The sequence below is a fragment of the Neolewinella litorea genome, assembly GCF_004803465.1.
Classification (GTDB): Bacteria; Bacteroidota; Bacteroidia; order Chitinophagales; family Saprospiraceae; genus Neolewinella; species Neolewinella litorea.
Map to the genome: position 1 here is coordinate 1 of NZ_SRSF01000014.1, position 23558 is coordinate 23558.

Annotated in this window: 21 protein-coding genes; 5 read left to right on the forward strand and 16 right to left on the reverse strand. The window is 60.8% G+C overall.

Going from position 1 to position 23558, the window contains the following annotated elements:
- A partial coding sequence (locus E4021_RS17020; protein ID WP_136460589.1) for a transposase occupies positions 1-212 on the reverse strand: 212 nt, incomplete at its 3' end.
- 283 nt (positions 213-495) lie between these two features.
- Positions 496-1347, reverse strand: coding sequence for a histidinol-phosphatase (locus tag E4021_RS17025; RefSeq protein WP_136460590.1), 852 nt, complete (start codon positions 1345-1347; stop codon positions 496-498).
- A gap of 194 nt (positions 1348-1541) precedes the next feature.
- Here E4021_RS17025 and E4021_RS17030 point away from each other — a divergent pair, with 194 nt between their 5' ends.
- Positions 1542-3188, forward strand: a complete 1647-nt coding sequence (locus E4021_RS17030) for a M43 family zinc metalloprotease (protein WP_136460591.1) — start codon at positions 1542-1544, stop codon at positions 3186-3188.
- A gap of 96 nt (positions 3189-3284) precedes the next feature.
- On the opposite strand, the gene E4021_RS17035 is transcribed toward E4021_RS17030, so the two are convergent.
- Together E4021_RS17035 and E4021_RS17040 are read right to left on the reverse strand one after the other, a co-directional pair.
- A complete protein-coding gene (locus E4021_RS17035) occupies positions 3285-5480 on the reverse strand; it encodes a xanthine dehydrogenase family protein molybdopterin-binding subunit (RefSeq protein ID WP_136460592.1) in 2196 nt (731 codons plus the stop codon).
- 1 nt (position 5481) lies between these two features.
- Positions 5482-5943 carry a (2Fe-2S)-binding protein gene (locus tag E4021_RS17040; RefSeq protein WP_136460593.1) on the reverse strand — a complete coding sequence of 154 codons (462 nt, stop codon included), beginning with the start codon at positions 5941-5943 and terminating at the stop codon, positions 5482-5484.
- Between the two features lie 108 nt (positions 5944-6051).
- Here E4021_RS17040 and E4021_RS17045 point away from each other — a divergent pair, with 108 nt between their 5' ends.
- A complete protein-coding gene (locus E4021_RS17045) occupies positions 6052-7200 on the forward strand; it encodes a M23 family metallopeptidase (RefSeq protein ID WP_136460594.1) in 1149 nt (382 codons plus the stop codon).
- A 158-nt stretch (positions 7201-7358) separates the two neighbouring features.
- Here the strand turns inward: E4021_RS17045 and E4021_RS17050 are convergent, their stop codons facing one another.
- Genes E4021_RS17050 through E4021_RS17065 form a run of 4 tightly spaced genes read right to left on the reverse strand, consistent with a single transcriptional unit; the run spans position 7359 to position 12888 of the window.
- Entirely contained in the window at positions 7359-7937 is a 579-nt protein-coding gene (locus E4021_RS17050; RefSeq protein WP_136460595.1) for a Crp/Fnr family transcriptional regulator, read from the reverse strand.
- Positions 7938-7989: 52 nt separating this feature from the next.
- Positions 7990-9414 (reverse strand): 23S rRNA (uracil(1939)-C(5))-methyltransferase RlmD, encoded by a 1425-nt coding sequence (rlmD, locus tag E4021_RS17055; RefSeq protein ID WP_136460596.1) that lies wholly within the window; start codon positions 9412-9414, stop codon positions 7990-7992.
- Between the two features lie 58 nt (positions 9415-9472).
- Positions 9473-10387 carry a sugar phosphate isomerase/epimerase family protein gene (locus E4021_RS17060; RefSeq protein WP_136460597.1) on the reverse strand — a complete coding sequence of 305 codons (915 nt, stop codon included), beginning with the start codon at positions 10385-10387 and terminating at the stop codon, positions 9473-9475.
- A 5-nt stretch (positions 10388-10392) separates the two neighbouring features.
- Positions 10393-12888 carry a PIG-L family deacetylase gene (locus E4021_RS17065; RefSeq protein ID WP_136460598.1) on the reverse strand — a complete coding sequence of 832 codons (2496 nt, stop codon included), beginning with the start codon at positions 12886-12888 and terminating at the stop codon, positions 10393-10395.
- Between the two features lie 56 nt (positions 12889-12944).
- Here E4021_RS17065 and E4021_RS17070 point away from each other — a divergent pair, with 56 nt between their 5' ends.
- Positions 12945-13784 (forward strand): alpha/beta hydrolase, encoded by an 840-nt coding sequence (locus E4021_RS17070; RefSeq protein WP_136460599.1) that lies wholly within the window; start codon positions 12945-12947, stop codon positions 13782-13784.
- Here E4021_RS17070 and E4021_RS17075 read toward each other — a convergent pair.
- Positions 13732-14739 (reverse strand): tetratricopeptide repeat protein, encoded by a 1008-nt coding sequence (locus tag E4021_RS17075; RefSeq protein ID WP_136460600.1) that lies wholly within the window; start codon positions 14737-14739, stop codon positions 13732-13734. The genes E4021_RS17070 and E4021_RS17075 overlap by 53 nt on opposite strands.
- Positions 14740-14787: 48 nt before the next feature.
- On the opposite strand from E4021_RS17075, the gene ftcD reads away from it, so the two are divergent.
- A complete protein-coding gene (ftcD, locus tag E4021_RS17080) occupies positions 14788-15798 on the forward strand; it encodes a glutamate formimidoyltransferase (RefSeq protein WP_136460601.1) in 1011 nt (336 codons plus the stop codon).
- Here ftcD and E4021_RS17085 read toward each other — a convergent pair.
- On the reverse strand, positions 15728-16222 hold the full coding sequence (locus E4021_RS17085; RefSeq protein ID WP_136460602.1) for a hypothetical protein: 495 nt from the start codon (positions 16220-16222) through the stop codon (positions 15728-15730). The two genes, ftcD and E4021_RS17085, sit on opposite strands and share 71 nt — an antisense overlap.
- Before the next feature lie 81 nt (positions 16223-16303).
- On the reverse strand, positions 16304-17128 hold the full coding sequence (locus E4021_RS18210) for a T9SS type A sorting domain-containing protein (protein ID WP_168797669.1): 825 nt from the start codon (positions 17126-17128) through the stop codon (positions 16304-16306).
- A gap of 754 nt (positions 17129-17882) precedes the next feature.
- Here E4021_RS18210 and E4021_RS17095 point away from each other — a divergent pair.
- The gene (locus E4021_RS17095; RefSeq protein ID WP_136460604.1) at positions 17883-19016 is read left to right on the forward strand and encodes a glycoside hydrolase family 130 protein; all 1134 of its coding nucleotides are present in this window, start codon (positions 17883-17885) and stop codon (positions 19014-19016) included.
- On the opposite strand, the gene E4021_RS17100 is transcribed toward E4021_RS17095, so the two are convergent.
- The 5 genes from E4021_RS17100 to E4021_RS17120 all read right to left on the reverse strand — a co-directional run bounded on the left by E4021_RS17100 (position 19013) and on the right by E4021_RS17120 (position 23551).
- Complete coding sequence (locus E4021_RS17100; RefSeq protein ID WP_136460605.1) at positions 19013-19285, reverse strand: KTSC domain-containing protein; 273 nt, start codon at positions 19283-19285, stop codon at positions 19013-19015. The two genes, E4021_RS17095 and E4021_RS17100, sit on opposite strands and share 4 nt — an antisense overlap.
- A gap of 130 nt (positions 19286-19415) precedes the next feature.
- Positions 19416-20561, reverse strand: coding sequence for a DegT/DnrJ/EryC1/StrS family aminotransferase (locus tag E4021_RS17105; protein ID WP_136460606.1), 1146 nt, complete (start codon positions 20559-20561; stop codon positions 19416-19418).
- A gap of 225 nt (positions 20562-20786) precedes the next feature.
- Positions 20787-21545, reverse strand: a complete 759-nt coding sequence (locus E4021_RS17110; RefSeq protein ID WP_136460607.1) for a DUF4412 domain-containing protein — start codon at positions 21543-21545, stop codon at positions 20787-20789.
- Between the two features lie 280 nt (positions 21546-21825).
- Complete coding sequence (gene xerD, locus E4021_RS17115; protein WP_136460608.1) at positions 21826-22734, reverse strand: site-specific tyrosine recombinase XerD; 909 nt, start codon at positions 22732-22734, stop codon at positions 21826-21828.
- A 130-nt stretch (positions 22735-22864) separates the two neighbouring features.
- Positions 22865-23551 (reverse strand): HAD family hydrolase, encoded by a 687-nt coding sequence (locus tag E4021_RS17120; RefSeq protein ID WP_136460610.1) that lies wholly within the window; start codon positions 23549-23551, stop codon positions 22865-22867.
- Between the last annotated feature and the right edge of the window lie 7 nt (positions 23552-23558).

Genomic DNA, 23558 nt, shown 5'->3' on the forward strand with positions numbered 1-23558 from the left:
CCATCCCGCGACCATTTATTGAAGTAGTAATGGACGATCTTCCAGGGTGGAAACTGAGAGTCGAGATTGCGCCACTGGCAGCCCGTGCGGGTCAGCCAGAGAATGGCGTCGAAGACGTCACGCAGATGGTGTTTGCGCCTGCGCCCAATGGGCAGCAATGCTTTAACTTCGTCCCACTGGCTGTCAGTCAACCGAGCGAACTGCTGGGTCATGTTTCGTATAGTTTGGCGACTTACAAAACACGACTGGCAGCCTTTTGCTAAATCATATCTGGAAAATCATAATTTTAGACATGCTCTTACCATTTGGCCGTCACCTGACGCTGCCTCCTATTACCACATATTGTAAATCTGAAATTGTCAATCGTAAATCTACCCGCCTCCGACGACGGCAAATGGTACTTTGTAAATGGTAATTTGCCAATTGTAAATCTACTCGCCTCCAACGCCGGCAAATTGAAAATTCCAAATGGTAATTTGCCAATCGTAAATCCCCCTAGTCCCACCCAGGAAGCGGTATAGCGGTAAAGTTCTCGCCATTGTAGATCCACACTGCTTCCGCACCGGCGTCCTGCAGGATCCGGTAAGCACGCGCGAAGCCTCCGGTAATGTGCTCAGAGCGGTGGGCGTCTGAATTTACCTGTAGTCGGATGCCCCTGCGGTGCGCGCGCTCTACGATCCACGCGCTGGGGTAGGTATCTTCCCACTCTCCCAGGTAAAGTCCGCGCGTATTTACTTCCAGGATGCAGCCGGCCCCCTGAATGGCTTCCAGAGTTTCTTCGACCGCGCGTATGTACCAATCGGCCCCTTCGTCCCAGTAGGTCTGGCGCACGTTACGCTTCTTGATGCGGTCAAGGTGGGCCACGATGTGCGGCGGATGCATGGTGACCATCTCTCGCACCAGGCCGTAGTATCGCTCCACCATTTTGCGGGCGTCGTTTCCGAAGATCGTACGGATACCTTCGCCGAAAACGGGTTCCGGACGCTGGAAACTCCACGGCGTACCGTCGGGCAGGCGATCGACGTAGTGGACGGCACCGACGGTAAAATCAAGTTCCGCCGCTACGATGTGCGGACTTTCGACGCTCATCAGGCCGGGCAAGTAATCGACTTCCAGACTTTTGTACAGTTGAATGCGGCCCGAAAACTCCTCCTGCAGCCCGGCGATCGTGCTACTGTACTCTTCCAGTATGCTTACCGGCATCGACCCTATGCCGTCAAGCGGGATCGGCGCGTGATCGCTAAAGGCATAGGCACTTACCCCCTGTTGCAAGGCTTGCTTTACGTATTCATAGGGTTCGCCGATACCGTCGCTGAAGCGGGTATGGGCGTGGTGGTTGGTGATCATGGGTTTCAGGGTTGAAATGTGCTTCGTACGTACATAATCTGGACGATTCTGCTTTTTATCTGCAGAACCACCGTTAAATTCGAAGCCGTACAGACGTAAAAGAACAAAATTAGGATTAGTAAAGAGAATTCAACTGTCGAAGGCTTACTTTGTGAACCGTTGCGATGATTTTTCACAAACCTAATTGCGCTCTTATGGAATGTAGACTTTTACTCTTTTTCCTTTTATTTGCCCTTTCCGGCCTGGTATCCGCCCAGCGAAACTGCGGATCGATGGCGTACCTGGAGGAGCAAATTCGTCAGGATCCCGCCCGTGAGTTGCAACTGCAGCAGCTGGAGCGCTTCACTGAGACCTTCGACCCCGGCCTCGCGAAAGCAATGGCCGGTGGCATCCTCACCATTCCGGTCATCGTTCACGTAGTGTACGAGAACAGCACCGAGAACATCTCCGACGCCCAGATCGCCAGCCAGATCACCGTGCTGAACGAGGATTTCCGGCGCCTCAACGCTGACCGCAGCAACACACCCGCCGATTTCGCGAACGTGGCGGCGGATTCGGAGATCGAATTCTGTTTGACCTCCGTCATTCGGAAGTCCACCACCCGCGCCAGTTTCGGCACCAACGACGCCGTCAAGTCATCCGCTACCGGTGGCTCCGACGCCGTTACCCCCCGGCAGGCGCTCAACATTTGGATCTGCGAGATCGGTGGCGGCATTCTCGGCTACGCCCAGTTTCCCGGCGGCGCTGAATCGACCGACGGTGTTGTACTCGATTACCGCTACGTAGGTACCACCGGTACCGCAACGGCACCCTTCAACCTGGGCCGCACGGCTACCCATGAGGTGGGCCACTGGCTCAACCTGCGCCACATCTGGGGCGACGGTGGCTGCAGCGTCGACGACTTCGTAAACGATACCCCCACTGCGGGCGGCCCCAACTACACCGGGGGAGCCTGTACCTACCCCGGCCCCAACAGTTGCGTACCCCGTGGCAAGAAAGGAGGTGAGGACCTGCCCGATATGTTCCAGAACTATATGGACTACTCCGACGACGGATGCATGAATCTGTTCACCATCGGTCAGAAAGACCGTATGTGGGCCGCCGTTAACGCTTCCCGCCCCGAACTGATCACCGCTGCCTGCGACGGCACCCCCCCGCCGCCCACGCCCCAGGAAATCTGCGACAACGGAATCGACGACGACGGCGACGGCCTTACCGATTGTGCCGACCCCGACTGTGCTTCCTTCGCTAGCTGTGCTCCTCCTCCCGGTGAATGTGTACCACCCACCGGACTGACGAGCAACACCGGTAAAGGTGGACGCGAACTGACCATGTCGTGGTCGGCCGCCAACGGAGCCCTCAGCTACTACGTGGAAGTTTACGAAGGAACCTCCCTCTACGCCTCCGGTACCATCAGTGGCACCTCGGCTACCGTGAGCATCAACAAGGGCAGCAGCTACAGCTGGAAAGTCCGCTCGAATTGCGCCAACGGCGCAGTATCGACCTTTGCCGAAACCTCCGTTTCCGGTCGTCGCACTACCATCACCTCCACGCAGGAACTGGGCGTTTATCCCAACCCCAGCGACCGGAGCGCCGTTACCGTGACCTGGAACCTCAACCCCACCACCCAACTCACCGCCGCTCCCCGCATCGTTGAGTCGGTCATGCAGGAAGTACAACTGGAACTGCGCGACCTGACTGGCCGGGTCCTCCGCCAGCTTTCGGTGAACGACAGTGGCAGCACCGATCTGGACATATCCGACCTGAGCGCCGGCGTATACCTGATCAACGTCCGCGACCAGGATGGCTACTCGGTCAGTACGAAACTGGTCAAACTGTAGGCGGCTACTAAAGCCCCCAACGTAAAAGCCCGGTGGTGCAGCTGCACCACCGGGCTTTGTTTTTGTCCGCCGCCGGGGCGGATCGATCAATCCGTCCTAGCCACGAAGTTCGCGACGCTGCACGAAGGGCTGGTCGTAGACGCGCTCGCCCGTCACGCGGTAGATCGCATTGGCCAGCGCGCCGATCACGGGTGGCAGGGAGGGCTCACCGAGCCCCGTAGGGTCGATGTTGTTCTCCACGAAGTGGGTATGGATGGCACGGGGCGCCTCGATGTGGCGGATGAGGCGGTAAGTATCGAAGTTCTGTTGGTCGGGCTTACCGTCGGTGAAGGTGACGGCACCGAAAAGGGCATGGCCTACCCCATCGATGATGCCACCTTCGATCTGGTTGTGGGCCCCTTCGGGGTTGACCACAATGCCGCAGTCGACGGCGCAGTGTACCTCGTTCACGCGGGGCTCACCGGCATCGAGCCGGGCTTCCAGTACCTGGGCTACGTAGGAGTTGTGGCAGTAGTAGGCGGCAACCCCTCGCTGGTCTTCGCCCGTTTTCCATCCGGATTTGTCGCGGACCAGCTTCAGCACGCCGGCGTAACGCTCGGGGTCGTAATCGTTTTCCTCACCGACCGGATCCTTAATGGCGCGGTCGAACAGCTCCAGGCGGAACTCAATGGGGTCCTTGCCCGCGGCTTCGGCCACCTCATCCAGGAAAGCCTGCTCGGCTCCGGCGATGAAGTTGGAACGCGGCGCCCGCCACGCACCGGTAGAGACGTTGGATTCGGTGGAGATATTCTCGGCCAGGTAGTTTTCTACCGTGCCCGCCGGGTAGCGGTTGGCAAATACGGGGCTTTCCCCGGCTCCGGTTCCCCGTACGTGGAAAGCGATCAAGCGGCCTTCCTCGTCGAGACCGGCCCGGTAGCGGACCAGATACTCGGGGCGGTAGGTGCCCTGTGTCATATCGTCTTCGCGGCTGTAGACCAGTTTAACGGGTACGCCGGCGGCCTTGCTGATGAGGGCTGCCTCGACTCCGAAGTTGCCGTAGAGCCGGCGGCCAAAGCCACCGCCCATGCGGGTCATCATGATGTCGATGTTGGCCTCCGGCATATCAAGCAGGGCACTGACGGTCTTGCGCAGGAACTCAGGGGTCTGGATCGGCCCCACCAGTTCCGCCCGGTCCTCCCAGACGTCGGCGAAGAAGTTCATCGGTTCCATCGTATTGTGCGGCAGGAAGGGGGCCGAATAGGTGCGGTCGATGATCGTGGCCGCGCGTGCGAAGGCCGCTTCCGGATTGCCGTCGCGGCGGGCTTCTTCCGCCTTACCCTCCTGGAGGGTGAGCCGCAGGTTTTCCAGCTGGTCGGCGGTCGATTCCAGGGGGCTGGTCTGCTCCCATTCGATCTTCAGTTTTTTCTTCGCCTGCAGTACCCGCCAGGTATTGTCGCCGATGACGGCCACGAGTTGGGGGAAGGCGTTCACGTCGCTCCACTGCATCTCCACGCCTTCGGGCGCGGCGTCGATGGTGACCACGTCGTGGATTCCGGGCAGCCCGCGTACAGCGCTGTCATCGACCGACTTCAGTTTGAGGCCGAAAGCCGGGGGGTGAACGATAGCGGCGTACTTCATCCCTTCCCTTTGCAGGTCGAGTCCGAAGAGCGGCTGCCCCGTGGTAATCTTACGGGCATCCACGTTCTTGGTGGCGTGACCGATAATCTTGAAATCGGCCGGATCCTTCAAGGTGACCTCTTCCGGCAGCGGAAGGGTGGCGGCCAGACTGGCCACTTCACCGTAACCAAGCTTCCGGTCACTGCCATCGTGGAAGATCATGCCATTCTCGGTACGCAGGCTACCGGCGTCGACGTCCAGTTGCTGGGCGGCGGCTTGCAGCAGCATATAGCGGGCCGTGGCTCCGGCCTTGCGGAGGGGTTCCCAGCCGTGGCGGATCGACTGGCTGCCGCCGGCCAGCTGCCGTTCGTAGTTGTCGGTGTCCAGCCCGGCCTGTTCCACGATTACGTTTTTCCAGTCTACGTCCAGCTCTTCGGCCACCAGCATGGGCATGGCGGTCTTCACGTTCTGTCCGATTTCGGGGTTCGGCGACATGATGGTCACTACGCCGTTGTCGCCGATCTTCAGAAAGGCATTGACGGCCACCCATTTTTCGGGCATGACGAGTTCGGGGCGGGCTTTTTCGGCCTTTTCACTCTCACAGGACGTCAGCCAGCTGAAGCCGAGCAGCAAACCGCCGCCGGTGGCGGCCGTCACTTTGAGGAAGGAGCGGCGGGAGGGTTGATTATGTGACATCTTAGCTTAGTTTTTCTGCCGCGGATTTGACGGCGGCGTGAATACGGGTGTAGGTTCCGCAGCGACAAATATTGCCGCTCATGCCGGCGCTGATCTCGGCCTCGTCGGGATTGGGGATGCCGTCGAGCAGGGCCGCGGCGCTCATGATCTGACCGGCCTGACAATAGCCGCACTGGGGCACGTCGTGTTCCAGCCAGGCCAGTTGCACGGGGTGGTCGCCGTCGGCGCTCAGTCCTTCAATGGTCGTGACGGGTTGCTCTCCGACCTGGCTCACCGGCAGGGAGCAGGAGCGGATGGCGGCACCGTCCAGGTGTACGGTACAGGCACCGCAGGCACCGATGCCGCAGCCGTATTTGGTGCCCACCAGACCGAGCTCGTCCCGCAGGACCCAGAGCAGCGGCATTTCCGGTTCAGCTTCCACGCTGCGGGGCTGACCATTTACGGTAAGGTTGAAAGTTGCCATGATTCTATTGTTGTAATCCATTAAAGGTAAGGGAAAAATTCCACCGTGTCCCCCGGCTAACGGAGTGGCCCGATCTATTCCCTCGCGGATGCTGTTTTTCCGGTACGCATGTCCGCCCGCCAACACCATACGCGTTCCCTCTGGCGCCTCTTGCTGCCCTTGTCCGTCCTGCTCCTCTACGTCAGCGGGGGCTGCTCGGAACTGGGGCAACGACTGAAGTATTGGGCCGATCGCACCTTCGGGGAGGCCACCCCGCGCGACACCTACCGCTGGAGCCGCCCCTTCGATAAGATTACCCTGGCCAGGTGGGACTCCGCCTACCAGCGAGCCCTGGACGATACCCTCCGCGTTGACTTGCCGCATCAGGAGGTCTTTGGTGCCGATACGGCCATGCGCTTTTCCGCCCATTCACTGAACCTGCGGCTCCCGCCCGGAAGAAGATTGACGGTACAAGCCGAGGGCACCCCGCCCTTCGGTGAACTCTTCGAAGTGACGCCCGACGGCGAGCGCGAACGCGTGGCCTACTGGGATACCCTGAGCGCTTACCTTTCGTACGAAGGTCACGGCCCCGGCCCCGCCGACCTGCTGCTGATCGTACAGTCCCGCCCCTACCCTGCCGGACCGTATACCCTGACGCTGGTGAGCGAACCCGCCCTGCTCTTTCCCGTGGCAGGCCGCAACGCGGGTAGCATCGGCAGTTTCTGGGGCGACCGGCGCGACGGGGGGCGGCGCCGGCATGAGGGGAACGACATCTTTGCCCCGCGCGGTACGCCTCTGCTGGCGGTTGCTGACGGGCGCGTAGCGCGGGTGCAAAATGGAGGACTAGGGGGCAAAACGGTCTGGTTACGCGACCGGGAGCGCCGGCTGAACTATTACTATGCGCACCTCGATAGCCAGTTTGTCTACCGCGGACAGGCGGTGGCGCGCGGCGACACCATCGGCTGGGTGGGCAACACCGGCAATGCCCGCACGACCCCGCCCCACCTGCACTTCGGCATCTACGCCAACGGCGCGCGTGATCCCCTGCCCTATCTCCGGGCCGCCGATGGAGCCCCCGAGGCGCCCGCCGCACAGCCCGGAACGGTCATCCAGGTTCCGGAGCGGGGACGGCATTATCTGCGCGTAACCCCGGAGCGGGAAGGGACCGTGATCCGGCAATTATTGGGCGGCGAGAGGATTCGGGATCTGGCCACTACGGGCCGGTACCACCGGGTGGCTACCGCGGCGGGAGAAACGGGCTACGTCAACTTCGACTAAAAAAAATACGCCCGCCTCCAAGTGGAGACGGGCGTACAAGTTCAAAACCGAGATTTGTTCAAAGTGTCAAAATGTAGCCTATAAAATCTTACACAAAGAACGGTCAAATTATCCGATAGTGAGTTCACATCGGTTAAAAATTCCAATAAATAGTGTAATTATTTCAGTCCTTGTTTGATTCGGCTAAGGGATTGGGGCCGCACGCCGATGTAATTGGCTACGATGCCGGAGGGAATCCGCTCGATGAGCTCAGGGTACCGTTCCCTAAAAAAGAGATACCGTTCCGTAGCTTTGAGTGGAAGCATCTGGGATTTTTCCTGCATCATATCGGTGAGCCGATCGATGAAAATCGCCTGCATCATCGACCTGCTTCGGTCTTGTTGTTTGATTTCACGCATCACGTGATGATCGATGACGGCCACGTGGCAGTCCGAAATACACTCACAAGTGAAATGCGCCAACTGGTCGTAGAGCGTGGCGTACACGCAAGCCACGAATTCCCCGGGGCCGGCCACCAGTTGCGTGCAGATGTTGCCCTCATCGTCGGTAACGTAAAGTCTGACGTAACCGGACAGCAAGAACAGGGTAGGGGGAAGCGGGTCGCCCTCTCCGAAAATGTGCGCTTTTGCCTGATAGGTCCGGTGGCCTACGTAGCTCACGAGCCGTTCTGCAGACTCGACGTCGACACCATTCTCCAGTAAGGTATCAACGATCGGCCTGAGGGTTTCCGATTGCATTTTAATGTATCCTGATGCGCCCAGCGATAGCTGGATCTAGCCCTTATTCGATTTACAAGTTACGCAACGCCAACAGAACGACGTTCTCCACGTGACTGGTGTGCGGAAACATATCCACCGGTCGGGCCTTGAGGATCTCGTAGCGTTCGTCGAGTAGGGAGAGGTCGCGGGCCTGGGTAGCGGGGTTGCAGCTGACGTACACGATCCGCGGAACCTGTAGTTCCAATAGCATATTCAGCACTTTGGGGTGCATGCCGGCGCGGGGCGGGTCGGTAATCAGTACGTCGGGCCGCCCGTGTTCCGCGGCGAAGGCGTCGGTCAGGATGTCCTGCACCTGCCCGGCATAGAAGGTCGCGTTCCCGACACTATTCAGGCGGGCGTTTTCGCGGGCGTCGTCGATGGCCGCGCTGATCTCTTCTATCCCCACTACTTTCCGGCACCGGTCGGCAACGTAGAGAGCAATGGAACCCAGTCCGGTATACAGGTCGTACACGTTCTCCGTGCCGGTCAATCCGGCGAAATCGCGGGCGATGGCGTAAAGGCGTTCGGCCTGCCGCGTGTTGGTCTGGAAGAACGACTTGGGCCCAATACGGAAAGAAACGTGGTCGAGCCGTTCGGTGATGTATTCCAGTCCGGCGTAATGGACCATTTCCAGGTCCATGAGGTATTCATTGATCTTGGGGTTAATGCAGTAAAAAAGGCTGCTGATGTGCTGCCCGTAGCGTTCTAGTGCCGCTTCCAGGAACCCCTGTATGGCGGGCTGATCGTCTTCGAAAAAGGCGATCACGACCATGCATTCCTCTGTGGTGGTGGTGCGTACCATCATCTGCCGCAGGAGTCCGTGCCGTTCCCGCATATCGAAGAAGGGAATCCCCAATTCCGTGGCCAGGGCCCGCAGGCCGTTGCGCAGTTCGTTGCTGGGTCCGTGCTGCAAGTGGCACTCCTCGATCTGGATTAGTTTGTCGTAGGCACCGGCTTTGTGGAAACCGATCACGGGTTCCTCGTTGTTGATGTCGGTCCCGATCTCCTCAGTGGTAAGCCAACGGCGGTTGGCGCAGCCGAATTCCAGCTTGTTGCGGTAGAAGCGGATGTCTTCGCTGCCGAGGATCGGTTGCCATTCCTTTACCTCCACCTTGCCGAGGCGGCGGAAGGCATCGTGGACCATGCGTTCTTTCTCCCGCAATTGGCCGGAATAGGCGAAGTGCTGCCATTTGCAGCCTCCGCACACGCCGAAGTGCTGGCAGAAGGGCTCTACCCGCTCGTCCGATCGCTTGTGAAAATGCAGGGGTGCGGCGAAAAGCACCTTCTTTTTCTTGCGGAAAGGGCGTACGTCGACAACGTCGCCCGGGGCCACATCCTCCACGAATACAGTCATACCTTCCTCAGTCTTGCCCACGCAAAACCCCTTGTCGGCCAGGCCGGTGATCGTCACCTGATCGATGCGGGCGGGGAAACGGTTCTTTCTATGGCGTGCCATGGGGGTAGGTTTAGGGGCGGCGAAGGTAAGCCGCAGGTGACCATTCCCCGGTTAGGGGCTAGACAATGAACTGTCGGAGGTAATCGTGGCTCTGCCTCAATGAGCGGAGGCGCAGTTCTTCGCTGCCTTCATAAGCCCGGTCTTCAACTTCCACGCAGACGGGCCCGTCGTAGCCAGCGTCCGTCAGGTGACCGAAGAAGCGGCCCCAGTCGACATCCCCCAGTCCGGGCAACTTCGGCGTATGCCACTGCCCCGGATGCGAGAATACGCCGTGGCGATCGAGTTGCTCGCGGTCGATCCGCAGGTCCTTGGCGTGAACGTGTATCATCCGGTCCGGATAATCGCGGAACGGCCGCGTGTAATCCATCTGCATCAGTACCAGATGACTGGGGTCGTAATTGAGGCCCCACTGCGCGCTGGGGATGTCAGTCCACATGCGCTCCCATACGGCCGGACTCACCGCCAGGTTATTTCCCCCGGGCCATTCGTCGGCGGTGAAGCGCATCGGGCAATTTTCAATGCCGATCCGAACGTCCTTTACCGCCGCGTGATCCACAAGGGGGCGCCAGGTGGACAGAAAGTCGCCCCATTGCGCCTCAATGGTCCGGTCCTTGTCGCGGCCCACGAAAGTGGTCACCGTACCGATACCCAGGGCGGCGCTGGCGTCGATGAGGTCGTGAAGGTGGGCTACCGCCGCTTCCCGGCCGGCGGTGTCGCCGCCCAGGGGATTGGGGTAGTACCCCAGGGAAGAGATGAAAACGCCGTACTTCTCCTGCAGGGACTTGATCTCAGCGATGCCCGCCTCGTCCAATCGGGACACATCGACGTGCGTGACGCCCGCGTACCGGCGCTCGGCCTTTCCGGGGGGCCAGCACATGGCTTCCACGCAGTCGTAGCCGATGTCGGCGGCGGTGCGCAGTACTTCTTCGAGGGTATAGTCGGGGAGGATGGCGGTAACAAAACCGAGTTGCATATTGTCTATTTCGTTTGACCGAGGGCAACCAAGTTAGCAAAAAGGCGGTAGGCACCGGGGACGCCCGCGGGCAATTCCCGGAAGAAGCTGTAGCCGGTATACACGAAGTGGCCGGAGCCGTATTGGGCCACCAGCAATCCGCCCTCCCGTTCGGGCTCGTCGGGATCGTGGCTGCTCAGCAGGGGGGTATATTCCGGTGCCCATTCGTCGGGGAAATAAAGACCACGCTCCTGTACCCAACCGTCAAAATCGGCGGCGGTGATCTTGTTCGGGAAGTTCAGGGCCGGGTGATCGGGAGCGAGGATGCGCACGGGGGCGTTCTCTACCGTGACGCGGTCACGGCTCAGTTGCAGGGGATAGGGCCCGAGGTCCTTTTCGTCGATCTTTAGGCGGCGGTTGGTATTGTACTGCACGATGAGCGTACCGCCCTGCTTCACGTAGTTGAGCAGACGGGGCTGGTACACCGGCATCCGGTCGAGGGTATTGTAGGCCCGCACCCCTACCACGATGGCGTCGTAGCGACTCAGGTCACCTACGGAGGCTTCGGCGTCGTCGATGATGCTTACGTCCAGGCCGATCGCGTTCAGGGCTTCGGGGATGGCATCCCCGGCGCCGGGCAGGTAACCCACGGTGCGGCCGGCGGTAGCGAGTTCCACGCGGGCAACGGCCGCACCGCCGTCAAGCGTGGCCCGCTGGGTGGGTATGTGGGGGTGATCGATGGTAACCAGTCGCCGGGAATACGCTTCCCCGGGCTGGTCCACGAGTTGCAGTCGGGGAGATATCCGGCCTTGCGATTGCCCGGCGGGCGGCGTCAGCTGGAAGGTGTAGAACCTTTCCTGCCCGCGGCGGTCGAGCTGAACCGACTGGGTGGCGGGTTCCACCGACCAACCCTGCGGTACCTGAAGTTGCAGTTCCCCCTTGAGTTCAGCGGCGGCGGCGGTGACCTTGACGGTGACCGGAGCCGGCTCGGCACTGGTAAAAAGGTAGCTCGACTCCCCCACTTCGACGAATACGGGGGGCAGTAACTCGAAGGGCTGGAATTGCTCACCATCAACCGGATCGGTAAAGTGGTGCCGCACGGGCCGCTTGATGGAAATCACTTCATTGCCGATGGCCAGGTCGAAAGTGACCTCCAGGGCGTCGTCGGACTCCGCCTTGCCCCGCTGCCGTTGGTCGGTGACGGTGTACATGCCCAACTTCCAGTCCTCTTGCAGCCAGTACGGACTGCTCGACACGCCGGCCGGGACGATGTAGGTCAGATCGGTGATGAAGGGCTCGGCCTTGGCCAGTTTCGCGGCGGGGGTGGTATCGCGATCGGCCAGCCGCAGGCCGCGCAGGGTTACGGGAATATCGCTGCGGTTGGTAGCTTCCACGGCCACGGTCACACTGTCGCCGACGGCCGCGTAGGCTTTTTCCGTCGTCGGACTCAGGTACAGGCCCAGCGATCCGACGATGATCTCATCCAGTTCGGCGAGTTTGGTCGTTTTCCAGTATCCGTCCTCGAGCTGCGCGATCGTCGACCGTAGCGCCAGGAGGGCCGGTACGGAGGCGGCAGGGTGGTCGAAGTCAAAATCGGCCTCGATACTTTCGATCTGCTCGGCTACGGCCCGTCCGCCGCGCACGCGGCTCCACCCAGTATCGATTCCGGCGAAGGGGTCGTGCTCCGTTCCGGTGGCTTCCCCCTTGAGGAGTTCGAGTTTTTCCTGCTGGTTATCGCGGCTACCCGCGCTGCCGAAGCCCTGGCTTTTGTGCTGACTGCGGCTGCGGGCGGCAATCTCGGACACGCTTTCTCCCCGTTTTGGCAGGTAGGTACCGATGTCGACGGTGATGACGTCGGTGCTGTCAACGTAGTCGGGCAGTTTGGAATCCCCCCAGCTGTAGGCGTTCCAGTACAGTCGCCGCGGCTGCCAGGGCTCGACAAACTCCAGTTGCTCGGGAAAGGCTGTGGGGTCACCGGCCAGGTCGAAGGCTTCGCGGCCGATGAGGGCCGAGGCCGTATGGTGACCGTGGGTGGATCCGGGCGCGCGGGGGTCGAAGCGTAGGATTACGACGTCGGGGCGCCACTGCCGGATCACCCACACGGCATCGGCCAGCACCTGCTGCTTGTCCCAGATCGTAAAGGTTTCATCGGGGTGCTTGGAGTAGCCGAAGTCGTTGGCCCGGGTAAAGAACTGCTTGCCCCCGTCGATGCGGCGCGCGGCCAGGAGTTCCTGCGTGCGGGTCAGGCCGAGGAGTTCGCTGATGTCCGGGGCGATGAGGTTTTGTCCGCCGTCGCCGCGGGTCAGGCTCAGGTAAGCCGTTTCCACCTTGTCCACGTTAGCCAGGTAGGCGATCATGCGGGTATTCTCGTCGTCGGGGTGGGCGGCCACGTAGAGCGCGGAGCCGACCACGCCCAGCTTCTGGATGGCCGCGTGGAGTTCACCGGAGGAGGGCCGCGGTGGCGACTGGGCGAACAGGGAACTCAGGGCAAGGAGGGCGGCCAGGGTGGGGAGTATTCTCACGCGTCGGGAGGTTGGGTACTAAAACAATAAAGACAGCTCAATGGTAAAGGTAGTTGATGCTGGACCAGATATGCAGGGCCCTGAGCGACGGTAGCGGATTGCCGGACTACTGGCGGCAAAGCGCCGCCAGCCGCCAGGCCATGGACTGCTCCGTCAGTCGTCACGCCTACGGGCCCCACCGCCGCCAATACCTCCTGCTGCTCGAACCACCGGGCACCAGGCCCACCGATCCCCTACCCTGGGCATTCTACTTCCACGGTGGGGGCTGGACCTTTGGCACCCCTGAGGCCTTCTCTCCCGCCGCCCGCCCCTGGCTGGCGGCGGGCTTCCGCGTGGTGCTGCCCAGCTACCGGCGGCCGCCCCGGTACTGGCTCCCCGAAATCGCCTCGGATTGCCGGGCCGCGGTGGCCTTTACCGCCCAATGGGCCCGCGAGACCGGCCGGCCGCTCTCCACCCCGCAGGTAGGCGGCATCAGCGCGGGGGGGCACCTGGCTGCCCTGTTGGCGCTGCGTCCCGACTGGTGGACCAAGGCCGGGTGGCATGCCGGACCGGACAAGGCGCTGCTGTGCGCCGCGCCACTTGACCTGGGCCTGCTGCGCCCTTCCTTTCTCTTTCACCGCCACCGCACTTTGAGTCCGCTCGCCGATCTATCCACCGCCGTAGGCACCCAATGGCTTCTCCTGCACGGCACGCACGACGGGCTGGTGGCGTTCGGCCACTCCCGTGCGTTCGTGGACGGCCTGTCGGTAGCGGGAGCCGACGCCCGCCTGATCACCCTGCCGGGAGGGGGACACCTTGACGCGGGCCGGTGGACGTACGACGACCGTCACCCTACCGCGGAGCTTATTGCGGAATTTGTCCGTCCAGCCGGTCCAGCCCCTCGCGGGCCAGGGTAAATTCGGGGGCCATGCGCAGGGCCGTCTCGTAATCCCGGCGGGCGGCATCCGTATTGCCCAGCAACTCGCTGGCGTAGCCGCGGTAGAAGAAGGCGCGAATGTGGATGGGATCGTTCTTGATCACGATGTTGAATTCGTCGTAGGCGCGTTCCACGCTGTCCAACTCCATGAGCAGGAGTCCCGCGTTAAAATTACCGGCCACGTACTGCCGGTCGATGATGCTGGCACGCCGGTATTCGGCTATAGCCCGGTCCAGGTCGCCGCGGTCGCGGTAGTAGTCAGCCCGCGCGTGCAGGGCGATGACGTCTTGGGGGTTGATGGCCACTGCCGCGTCGAAGTACTCCCCGGCCCGCGCATTGCCCTGGGCGGCCAGCAGGTCTCCGAGCAGGAGGTAGGCGTCGGTCATATCGGGGTCGATCTGCGTGGCCTCCTCGGCGGCGTTGATGGCGCGGGTGGTGTCGCCAGTTTCTTCAAAAACCTGCCCCAACAGGTAATAGGCCTCGGGATTGCGCGGATCAAGTCGGACGGCTTCGTTGAGGGAGGCCAGGGCATCGTCGTACTGCTTCAGGATTAACTGGGTTTCGGCCAGCCGAAGGTGGGTTTCGAGGCGTTCGGGGTCAAGGCGGACGGCGCGTTCCAAGGTGCGCAGGGCCAGTCGGCTGCGGTAATAGTCGAGGTAAACGTCGGCCAGCTCGTAGTGGTAATCCACGTTGGTACTGTCGAGCGACAGGGCGGTGGTCAGGTCGTTGATTGCCCCGTCGTAGTTTTCCAGGTCGTAATACATACTGGCCCGCTGGCGGTAGAGTTCTGGCTCATCGGGCTGGCGGGCGATGGCCGCCGTGAGGCGCTCGATGCCGGGGTCACCGGCCGCGGCGGCATTGGGGGCTTCCTCGGGGGTGTCCGGCCCGCAGGCGAGCAGACCGATCAGCAGCAGGGGAAGGCAGTAACGCAACATTGGTTTTCTTTGTGGGGGGTATATAACACCCAAGTCCCCGAAATTCCTATGCCGGACCAACCGCCCCTAGTCGAATGTGTCGTCAACGTCAGCGAAGGCCGCGACGCCACTACCCTTGACGCGATCGTGGCGGCCGTGAGCGCGGTGGAGGGTTGCCATCTGCTGCACCGGGATGTAGGCCCCGGAGCCCACCGCACCGTTTTCACTTTCGCCGGGACACCGGAGGCGGTCTTTTCGGCAGCCGAGAAAGTCTACAGCGTAGCCGCGGAGCGCATTGATATGCGGCAGCACCGGGGGAGTCATCCGCGCAGCGGGGCAGTGGACGTCTGCCCCTTCGTGCCGATTTCCGGCGTGGACATGGAGGAACTCAGGGCGCGGACGCGGGTGCTCGCCCAAGTGGTTGCCGAGCGCTATGATCTGCCGGTATTCCTTTATGCCTCCAGTGCTTCGGTTCCCGGGCGGTCAAACCTGGCCGAGGTGCGGCGGGGGGAGTATGAAGGTTTGGCCGCGAAACTTCAGCTTCCCGACTGGCAGCCCGACTTCGGTCCGGCAGTGCCCCACCCCCGGCTCGGGGCCACGATAATGGGAGCTCGCCCCTTTCTCATTGCCTGGAACATCAATCTCGCACCGGAAGCCACCCTGGCCCAGGCCCGCCAACTGGCCGGTCGCCTTAGGGGCAGCGGAGTGAAAGGGAGACCCGGACTCTTTCCTGGACTGAAGGCCATCGGCTGGCACATCGAGGAGTATGGCCGGTGCCAGGTGAGCTGCAACGTGGTGGAACCGGATAATACGGCCCTTGCCCGTGTGTACCTCACCGCGGTAAGTCTGGCTGAGGGGATGGGGGTACGCGTAACCGGTTCAGAGCTGATCGGACTGATCCCGGCACGGCACCTGCGCGCCGCCGCCCGCGGCTTCTGCTTTGAGGGGGGATACGAGGAAGAGATGGACACGGCCGTCACCGTGCTCGGACTGAACGACCTGCGGCCCTTTAATTGGCGTGAGCGTGTGTTGGAAGAGGTATATCGTGCCGCCGCGCAAACAGATCGTCGGAGCCGATGAAGTAAGACCGGCCGTCGCGCATACGGATGCAGACGCCACGGCGACCACCGAAGTCGATGCAGCGAAAACGGGAAGAGGGGTCAATGAGCGCGCCGGACCACCGGGCCGAGGGGGTGACGTCCACGAAGGAACAGTCGGCCATCTCCGCGGTGGACAATTTCACGCGGCTGCCGATGATGCCCTTGGTCCGCACCTTGAGGTATTTCTTGTTGATCTTGATGCGCAGCCTTGAACTGTAGACCCCGTACCAGCCGAGAGCGAGCAGCAGGGCGATGCACCCGGTAATGGCCGCGTCGTAGGTAGTGATCCCGTTGAAGAAGGTGATGACGATCCGGTAGAGTACCAGGACAGACATCAGGAGGAGCAGGGCTATGAACCCGGGGTTACGGAAGCGTTGCTCTTCTTTGAAATAGGTTTTAGGCATGGTGAGGTCGTCTAATGAATAGATTAAACGACGCAGCTTAAACTTTAGTTTACCCTGAGTTTACATTAAGTTAACATTGGATTAATTCTTCACCACCCTCAGTTGCTCATCCCCCCAGTGCACTACATAGACCCCTACCGGCAGTGACTCTACTTCCAGAATGGCCTGCTGCCCCTGGACGGTGATGTTCAGTTGCTGGCTCACGTCGCGGCCCTGCAGGTCGAAAATGCGGGGCTGGCCGGGCAGTTCGGCGTTGCTGCGCACCGTAAGGCGGTTGGTGAACGGATTGGGGAAGGTGGACAGTCCGGTTGCCGGAGCTTCCCAGGTAGCGGTGACTACGGCGGAGTAGTTAACGGTGCCGTCGAAGTCTACCTGCGCCACCCGGTAAAAATTGCTGCCCGGGACGGGTGTGCGGTCCAGCGAAGAGAAGGCGGCGTAGAGGTTACGCGTGCCGTTGCCGGCCACTTCGTCCAGGGCTTCCCAGTTGGTGCCGTCGATAGAGCGCTCCACGCGGAAGTAGTCGTTCTCCGTTTCGGAAGCCACCTCCCAGTGGAGTTCCACGCCCGTTGCCTTAGTGACGGCGCGGAAGTCTAGCCAGTCTACCGGGGCTGGGGCGTCGGATACTACGAAGAATTGATTGTTTTCGCTGACCCGCAGGCAGGTCGGGCTTCCTCCGCTGGTTTTGATCCCGGTGAGCGTGTTGCCCACAAAAGTGGAGGGGGTAACGGTAGTGGTATTGTAGTCGACGCCGTACACCTGGTATTCCCCGGCGTTCAAGGTGCGAAAATCAGCGGCGGGGGACTGGGCAACAATGTTCTCCGTACCGAAATCAGTCGCCAAAAACGTATAGGCGTGATTGGTGGCGAGGGGGGTGCCCTGATAGAGTATGGGATCGGCCGGATCCATAGAAAGCGTATAATTCTGGCCCGATCCTGGAATGAGACTATTTTGGATCCCCACGAAAATAAAATACTTCTGACCGCCGGTCACTTCAAAGGTGATACCGGGCCGGCTCCTACCATCAACTGTGGCACTCGATGCAACCCAGTTATCGCAATTGGCATCAACTATGGTCGTGCCCCGAAATACAGAAAATGTAGTGTTTATATTCGAAGGATTGGACTTATTGAGGCTCACTGTTCCGCTCCGATCGGGTTGGAAGGTGTACAGATCGTATTTGACGTTCGTATTGGTAGCAACACAGGACTCCGGAGCCTCGGGGCTTCCCGCTGTATTGGCGCGGAAATTTTTTGTAGCTGGATCAGTCGACTGCAAAACTCCGCTGAATGAAGTTATCTCGTTCCCAGTCAGAGGGTACACCGCGAGTTGTGTTTCCGAGGTGCCGGCCTCACCACCCAAAATAAAGTCATTGGTCCCGACGCGGTTAATCACCGTCTGGCAGGACCCACTCTGGGCGGACACGAGAAAAGGAAGCAGGAGGGCGCCGGCTACCAATAGCTGGCGGAGGTTGTGTAGTTTGTTCATAGTCTATCAGGCAAAAGAAGCGTGCCACGCAAAAGCGCGCACTGAAACACCAGTTCGCGGGGCGGCGAATGCGGGTGTAAATTACACATTAGTACACGGTTAGCCCCCCACCGGTTTGGCCGCGAAAAGTTAAAGCCGGTTAACGGCATACTCAAAAAGGCTACCTTCTACCCTTATGCGAATAATAATCTACCTGCTGGCAACGGCGATCCTGACCGCAACCGGTTGCCGGCAAACCGCGCCCCTACCCACTTCAGAAGCTACCGGAGCCGGGGACTCTCCCTGGCTTACGGGCTTTGAGAAGCCCGCCACCAATCCGATCATGCGGGCCGACAGCAACTACCGGTTCACTGATCCCCTGACCGGGAAATCGGTCAAATGGCAGCGAGCCGACGTATTCAATCCGGGGGCTGTGGTGCGAGGCGACAGCGTTTACCTCTTTTTCCGGGCCGAAGACAACCCCCGCGCCATCCTCGGGCGGCGCACCAGTCGTATCGGCCTGGCTGCAAGTGCCGACGGCATAAACTTCACCCGCCGGCCGGAACCCGTGCTCTACCCCGCCCCCGATAACAACCGGGAATTCGAAGAGCCGGGTGGCTGCGAAGACCCCCGCGTAGTGGCCCTGGAAGACGGCCGCTACCTCATGCTCTATACCGGCTGGAACCAGGACGTGGCTCGTCTGTGCTCGGCCACCTCCACCGACCTGGTCAACTGGACGAAACACGGACCGGTATTCCAGGAAGCCTACGGGGGCAAGTTTCACGACACCTGGTCCAAATCCGGGTCGGTGGTCTGCGAACTGAACGATGAAGGTCAACTGGAGGCCGTATCCATCAACGGAAAGTACTGGATGTACTGGGGTGACGCGGTCGTGGGACTGGCCTACAGCGACGACCTGCTCGACTGGACGCCCGTGCTGAACCCCGACAGCACCCTCTACGACCCCCTGCCGCGGCGGCGCGGCACCTTCGACAGCGGCCTGAGCGAACCCGGTCCACCCGCCCTGCTCACCGACGCGGGCATTCTGGTGCTCTACAACGGAAAGAACGAGGAGGTGGATTCACTCCGCTCCATGGCCATGGGCCCGGGGGCCTACTGCGGCGGACAGGCCCTCTTCAGTGCGGAGGATCCGACCGTGCTGCTGGACCGGATGGATGAGCCCTTTATCTGCCCGTCCCTGCCCCACGAGGTCAGCGGGCAATACGCCTCGGGCACGACCTTCATCGAGGGGCTGGTCTATTTCAAGGGCAAATGGTACCTGTACTACGGTACGGCCGATTCCATGATCGGGGTGGCCGTGCGCGATTAGGCCGCCTCGGCGGCGGTAGCGGAGGAGGTAGACTTCTCCCCTTCCGAGATGCGGGCGGCGGCGTACTTCTTGAAGATGTGACGCTGCATGTAGCGTCCGATGCTGGCTACCGCGCGCAGGCGCTGCCAGTGCTCGGAGGGCACGCCGAAGTAGGCGTAGACCGCCCCGTTGTTGCGGAACTTGACGAAAAGGGTGTTGGCGGCCCGCAAATACCCCATCTCCGAGAGCATCTGGGAGTTGACCTTTTGCATTACGATGGGAAGTGCCATAATCGAATGATTTTCAGCTTGCTGTTGCAAAAAGAAAACACCCCGCACCCCCAAATAGTTGCTGTTTTAAAACTTTTTGTTTGTTTTAACGCTTCCAGAATCCGCCCCTTTTTGTAAATGCGAAAACGGCTCAGTTGAAGAAATCTTGCACCCGCTCGGTGATGTAAGCCAGAATAGATTCGTCCATTTCGCTGTGCATCGGCAGAGAGATGACCTCCTTGCAGAGGGTATCCGTTACGGGCAGGAAATCGATCTTATTGGCGGCGGTCCCGCGGAAGGCACCCTGGTCGTAGAGAGGCACCGGGTAATAGATCATGCTGGGGATACCGGCTTCCTGAAGGTGTTGTTGCAGGGCGTCGCGTTGCCCATTGGTGACGCGCAGGGTATACTGGTGGTAGACATGGGTGCTGTTGGGCAGGCGGGCCGGAGGGAGCAGACCCTTGATTCCGGCGAGCTGCCGGTCGTAATAGCGGGCGGCCTCCTGACGGCGGGCGTTGTAGTCGTCAAGGCGCGGCAATTTGCAGTTGAGGATGGCGGCCTGCACCGAGTCCAATCGACTGTTGCAACCTACTACATCGTGGTAGTAGCGACGATTCTGTCCGTGGTTGGCCACAGTCCGCAGGCGGGCGGCGAGATCATCGTCGTCGGTATTCAGGGCCCCGCCGTCGCCGTATGCGCCCAGGTTCTTGCTGGGGTAAAAGCTGGTACAACCAATATCGCCCAAAGTACCGGTGCGCCCTACCCGGCCGTCGGAGAAGGTATAGGCCGCCCCGATGGCTTGCGCGTTGTCCTCCACGATGCGCAGGTCGTGCATTTCTGCCAAGCTACGGATGGGCTCCATGTCGCAGCTTTGACCGAAGAGGTGCACCGGAATGATCGCGCGCGTCCGGGGGGTGATGGCCGGCTCGATGAGTTCCGCAGTCACGTTGTAAGTGAAGGGGTCCACGTCCACCATGACTGGGCTAAGTCCCAACAAGGCGATCACTTCAGCGGAGGCTACGTAAGTAAAGGCCGGTACGATCACCTCATCTCCGGGTTTGAGTCCGAGTGCCATCAGGGCGATCTGCAGGGCATCCGTTCCGTTGGCGCAGGGGATCACGTGTTTGCACCCGAGGTACTCTTCCAGTCCGGTCCGAAACTCCTGCACCGCCGGCCCGTTGATGAACGCCCCGCTACGGATCACTTCCAACACCGCCCGGTCCACCTCCTCCTGCATCGCTTCGTACTGGGTCTTGAGGTCGACCATTTGAATGTTGGTGGGAGGGGGGGAGGTCATTGGGGGGGATTTCGGGGTTGGGTACTTAAGTCCTTTTGGGAGTTATTCCTTCAGGGCTTCGTGGCGGAGGGTGCCGGGTTCCTCTATTAACTCCTATCGGGGCCTGCGGTTTTACTCCTTCCGGTTCACGTTCGTTCCTTACCGGGCACGGGTGGGTGGTCGATCTCCGCCTGCGGGATCGTGGTGGTGTATTACCTGACTTGCGGCCCGGGGCTCAGGGAAGTACTAAAAACCCATTTCCCTAATCTCCAGACCGTCGGTCTTGAAGAGAGAGTGATCGATGTTGTTGCCGGTCTTGATGTCGGTGAAGCGGGTTTCGTAGGTAGTTTTGCCGTCCACGGTGGTGGATTGGATGGGAAATCCTTCGGACAGGTCTTCCAGGCCGGGGGGCAGCGCCATCTTTTTGGACCCCGGGCCACCCATCACGCGGGAGAAACTCCCGAATACTTCCTGGGTATTCAGACCGATGTCTTTGGTGATCCACGAGCGGGTAGTGGTATTGTCCTTGGTGTTCTCGACGATCACGAGTTCGCAGTCGTAGCCGTCGATGGTGCGGCGCTCGCCCGTCCTTTCGATGCGCAGGTGGTCGGTGGTTTCGTCGACGGACTTGGCGAAGAGGTTACCCAGCTTGGGAATTTTTATCCGCACGGCCTGGGTTTCACCTTTTTTATCGGTGGTGATCATGGTCGTTTTCCCATCGGCACCGTCGAAGATCATCCGCACCATGCCCTCTCCCGTATCCTCCATCCGCATGGCCACTTTATCGCCGGTCATGCCGAGGTGTACGTTAGATTCTTCCGTCTTGTTGCGCTTTTGCTCGGTTACGTGCATGGTGAGACTGAACGCGGTGTTGTCCTGGACCGGCGCCGCTAGCACACCGGGGTTGCCGTGGTCCACGGCGGCGTAGGTGAGGGCCGACTGCCCGGTAGCAGTAGTTGTTAACAATCCTAATAAAAGCAAGCAGAAAATGATGCGGTACTTCATGGCGTTGTGTGTTCTGATGTTGCGGCCCTTTATGCCGCCGTCGCACCCTTGCGTTACACACCCGCTATCACTATACCCGCCCTACTGTCCATGGCGACCAAACTTCCGATCCAAAACCGGGGTTTTAACGTAGGTACATCTTTGTGATCATTACCCCCAATTGAAACCCCATGAAACAGTCAGTAGCCGTGCGCGGCGACCTTGCCCGCGTCCTCTTTCTCGTCTTCCTTTCGCTGGTGTTCCTGGCCCTTTTCTTCCTGCCCAGCCTGGCCCAGCTTCTTTAATTCCGGTTAGCCGGATGGAACGACAGTATCGTCTCCCGCAGAAAATCCGTATCCAGATGGGTATAGATTTCCGTGGTGAGGATCGACTCATGACCAAGTAATTCCTGCACCGCCCGCAGGTCCGCGCCCCCCTCGATCAGGTGGGTAGCGAAGGAATGCCGGAAGGTATGGGGGCTTACCCGCTTGTCGATCCCCGCCTCCGCCGCATATTTTTTTACCGCCGTGAAGACCGACACCCGGCTCAGCGCCCCGCCCCGACGGTTCAGGAAAACGATGTTCTTGTCCCGAATGACCGGCAGGGCCTCCCGAACGTGCCGCAAATAGATTTCCAGGTGCTTGACCGCCGTAGGCCCGATTGGTACCAGTCGCTCCTTATTCCCCTTGCCCGTTACCCGCACAAATTCCTGTTCCAGGTACAGATCCGAGAGGCGTAGCCCGGTCGCTTCGCTCACCCGCAGTCCGCAGGCGTAAAGCGTTTCCAGCAGGGCACGGTCGCGCATTCCGTGGTCGGTGCTCAGGTCGATGGCCCCGAGCAGTGCCCGTATCTCTGGGTAAGTGAGGACTTCGGGGATTTTCCTTCCGAGTTTCGGGGCCCGCAGCAGTTCGGTGGGGTCGCGGTCGATCACCCGCTCGTCCACCAGAAAGGCGAAAAAGGTCTTGAGCGCCGAAACCAGCCGGGCCTGGGAGCGGGCGGCCAGTCCAAGTTCCGCCAGTTGCTGCAGGAAGCCGTCGAGGTGCAGGCATTCGATCTCCCCCACGCCGATGTTCCAGCCGCGCAGGTCGAGGTAGGCGGGCAGCTTCTCCAGGTCGCTGCGGTAGGCCGTGAGCGTGTGTTCGCTGTAGCCGCGGGTGAGCTTCAGGTAGGCTTCGAAAGACCGGAAGAGGGGCTGCCAGCGGTTCTGCATAGTTGTCGGTAGGGCGGCGGCGCGCCGGTGCAAGGTAACACGGGGAAAGCCGTAAAAGCGGGTACCGCCATTGGCTGGGAACCAACTCCACACGGCAATTGCGGCAGTACTACAGCACCCGCGGCCGCGGCTACTGGGCCAGCAGGAATCCCCCTTCGGGCTGCCGCTCAATGATCAGGCCACGGAAATCCTCGCGGAATGCGGCCACTTCCAGTCCTTCGAACTCCTCCCGCGCGTGGGTGGTCGTGAGCACCACCACGGGGCAACCCGCGTTGTTGGCGGCCCGTGCGCCGGTCACGCTGTCCTCGAAGATGAGGCACTCGTTCAGCGGCACCCCGATGCCCTCGGCGGCCTGCCGGAATACCTCCGGATCGGGCTTGCCGCTTTTGACCATCCCGGAATGCACCACGTGGCCGAACAGCGAGCGGATTTTCAGGGCGTCGATGACGAAGAAGGCATTCTCTTCCGGACCGGCCGTACCGACTGCCATGGGTACGTCCTGGGCGTAGGCCTGCTGGATGAATTCGAGGGCCCCGCCTACCGTATTGGCCTCCAGTTCCGGGGCGAAGATCTCGCGGTAGGCCGATTCCTTCTCGCGCGAGATGGCCTGCCGCTCTTCCGGCGTGTAGCGGTCACCGAAGAGGCGCTCCAGTATCTCCGTGTTGACGCCGTGAATCTCCTCCTTTACGCGGTCGATGGTGTAGTCCAGCCCCAGTTCCCCCAGCTTACGCTGCCAGGCCCGGTGGTGGACCATCATATTGTCGACCAGCGTGCCGTCGAGGTCGAAGAGAATGCCGGAAAAGGGGATGGGCGTCATGATGGAT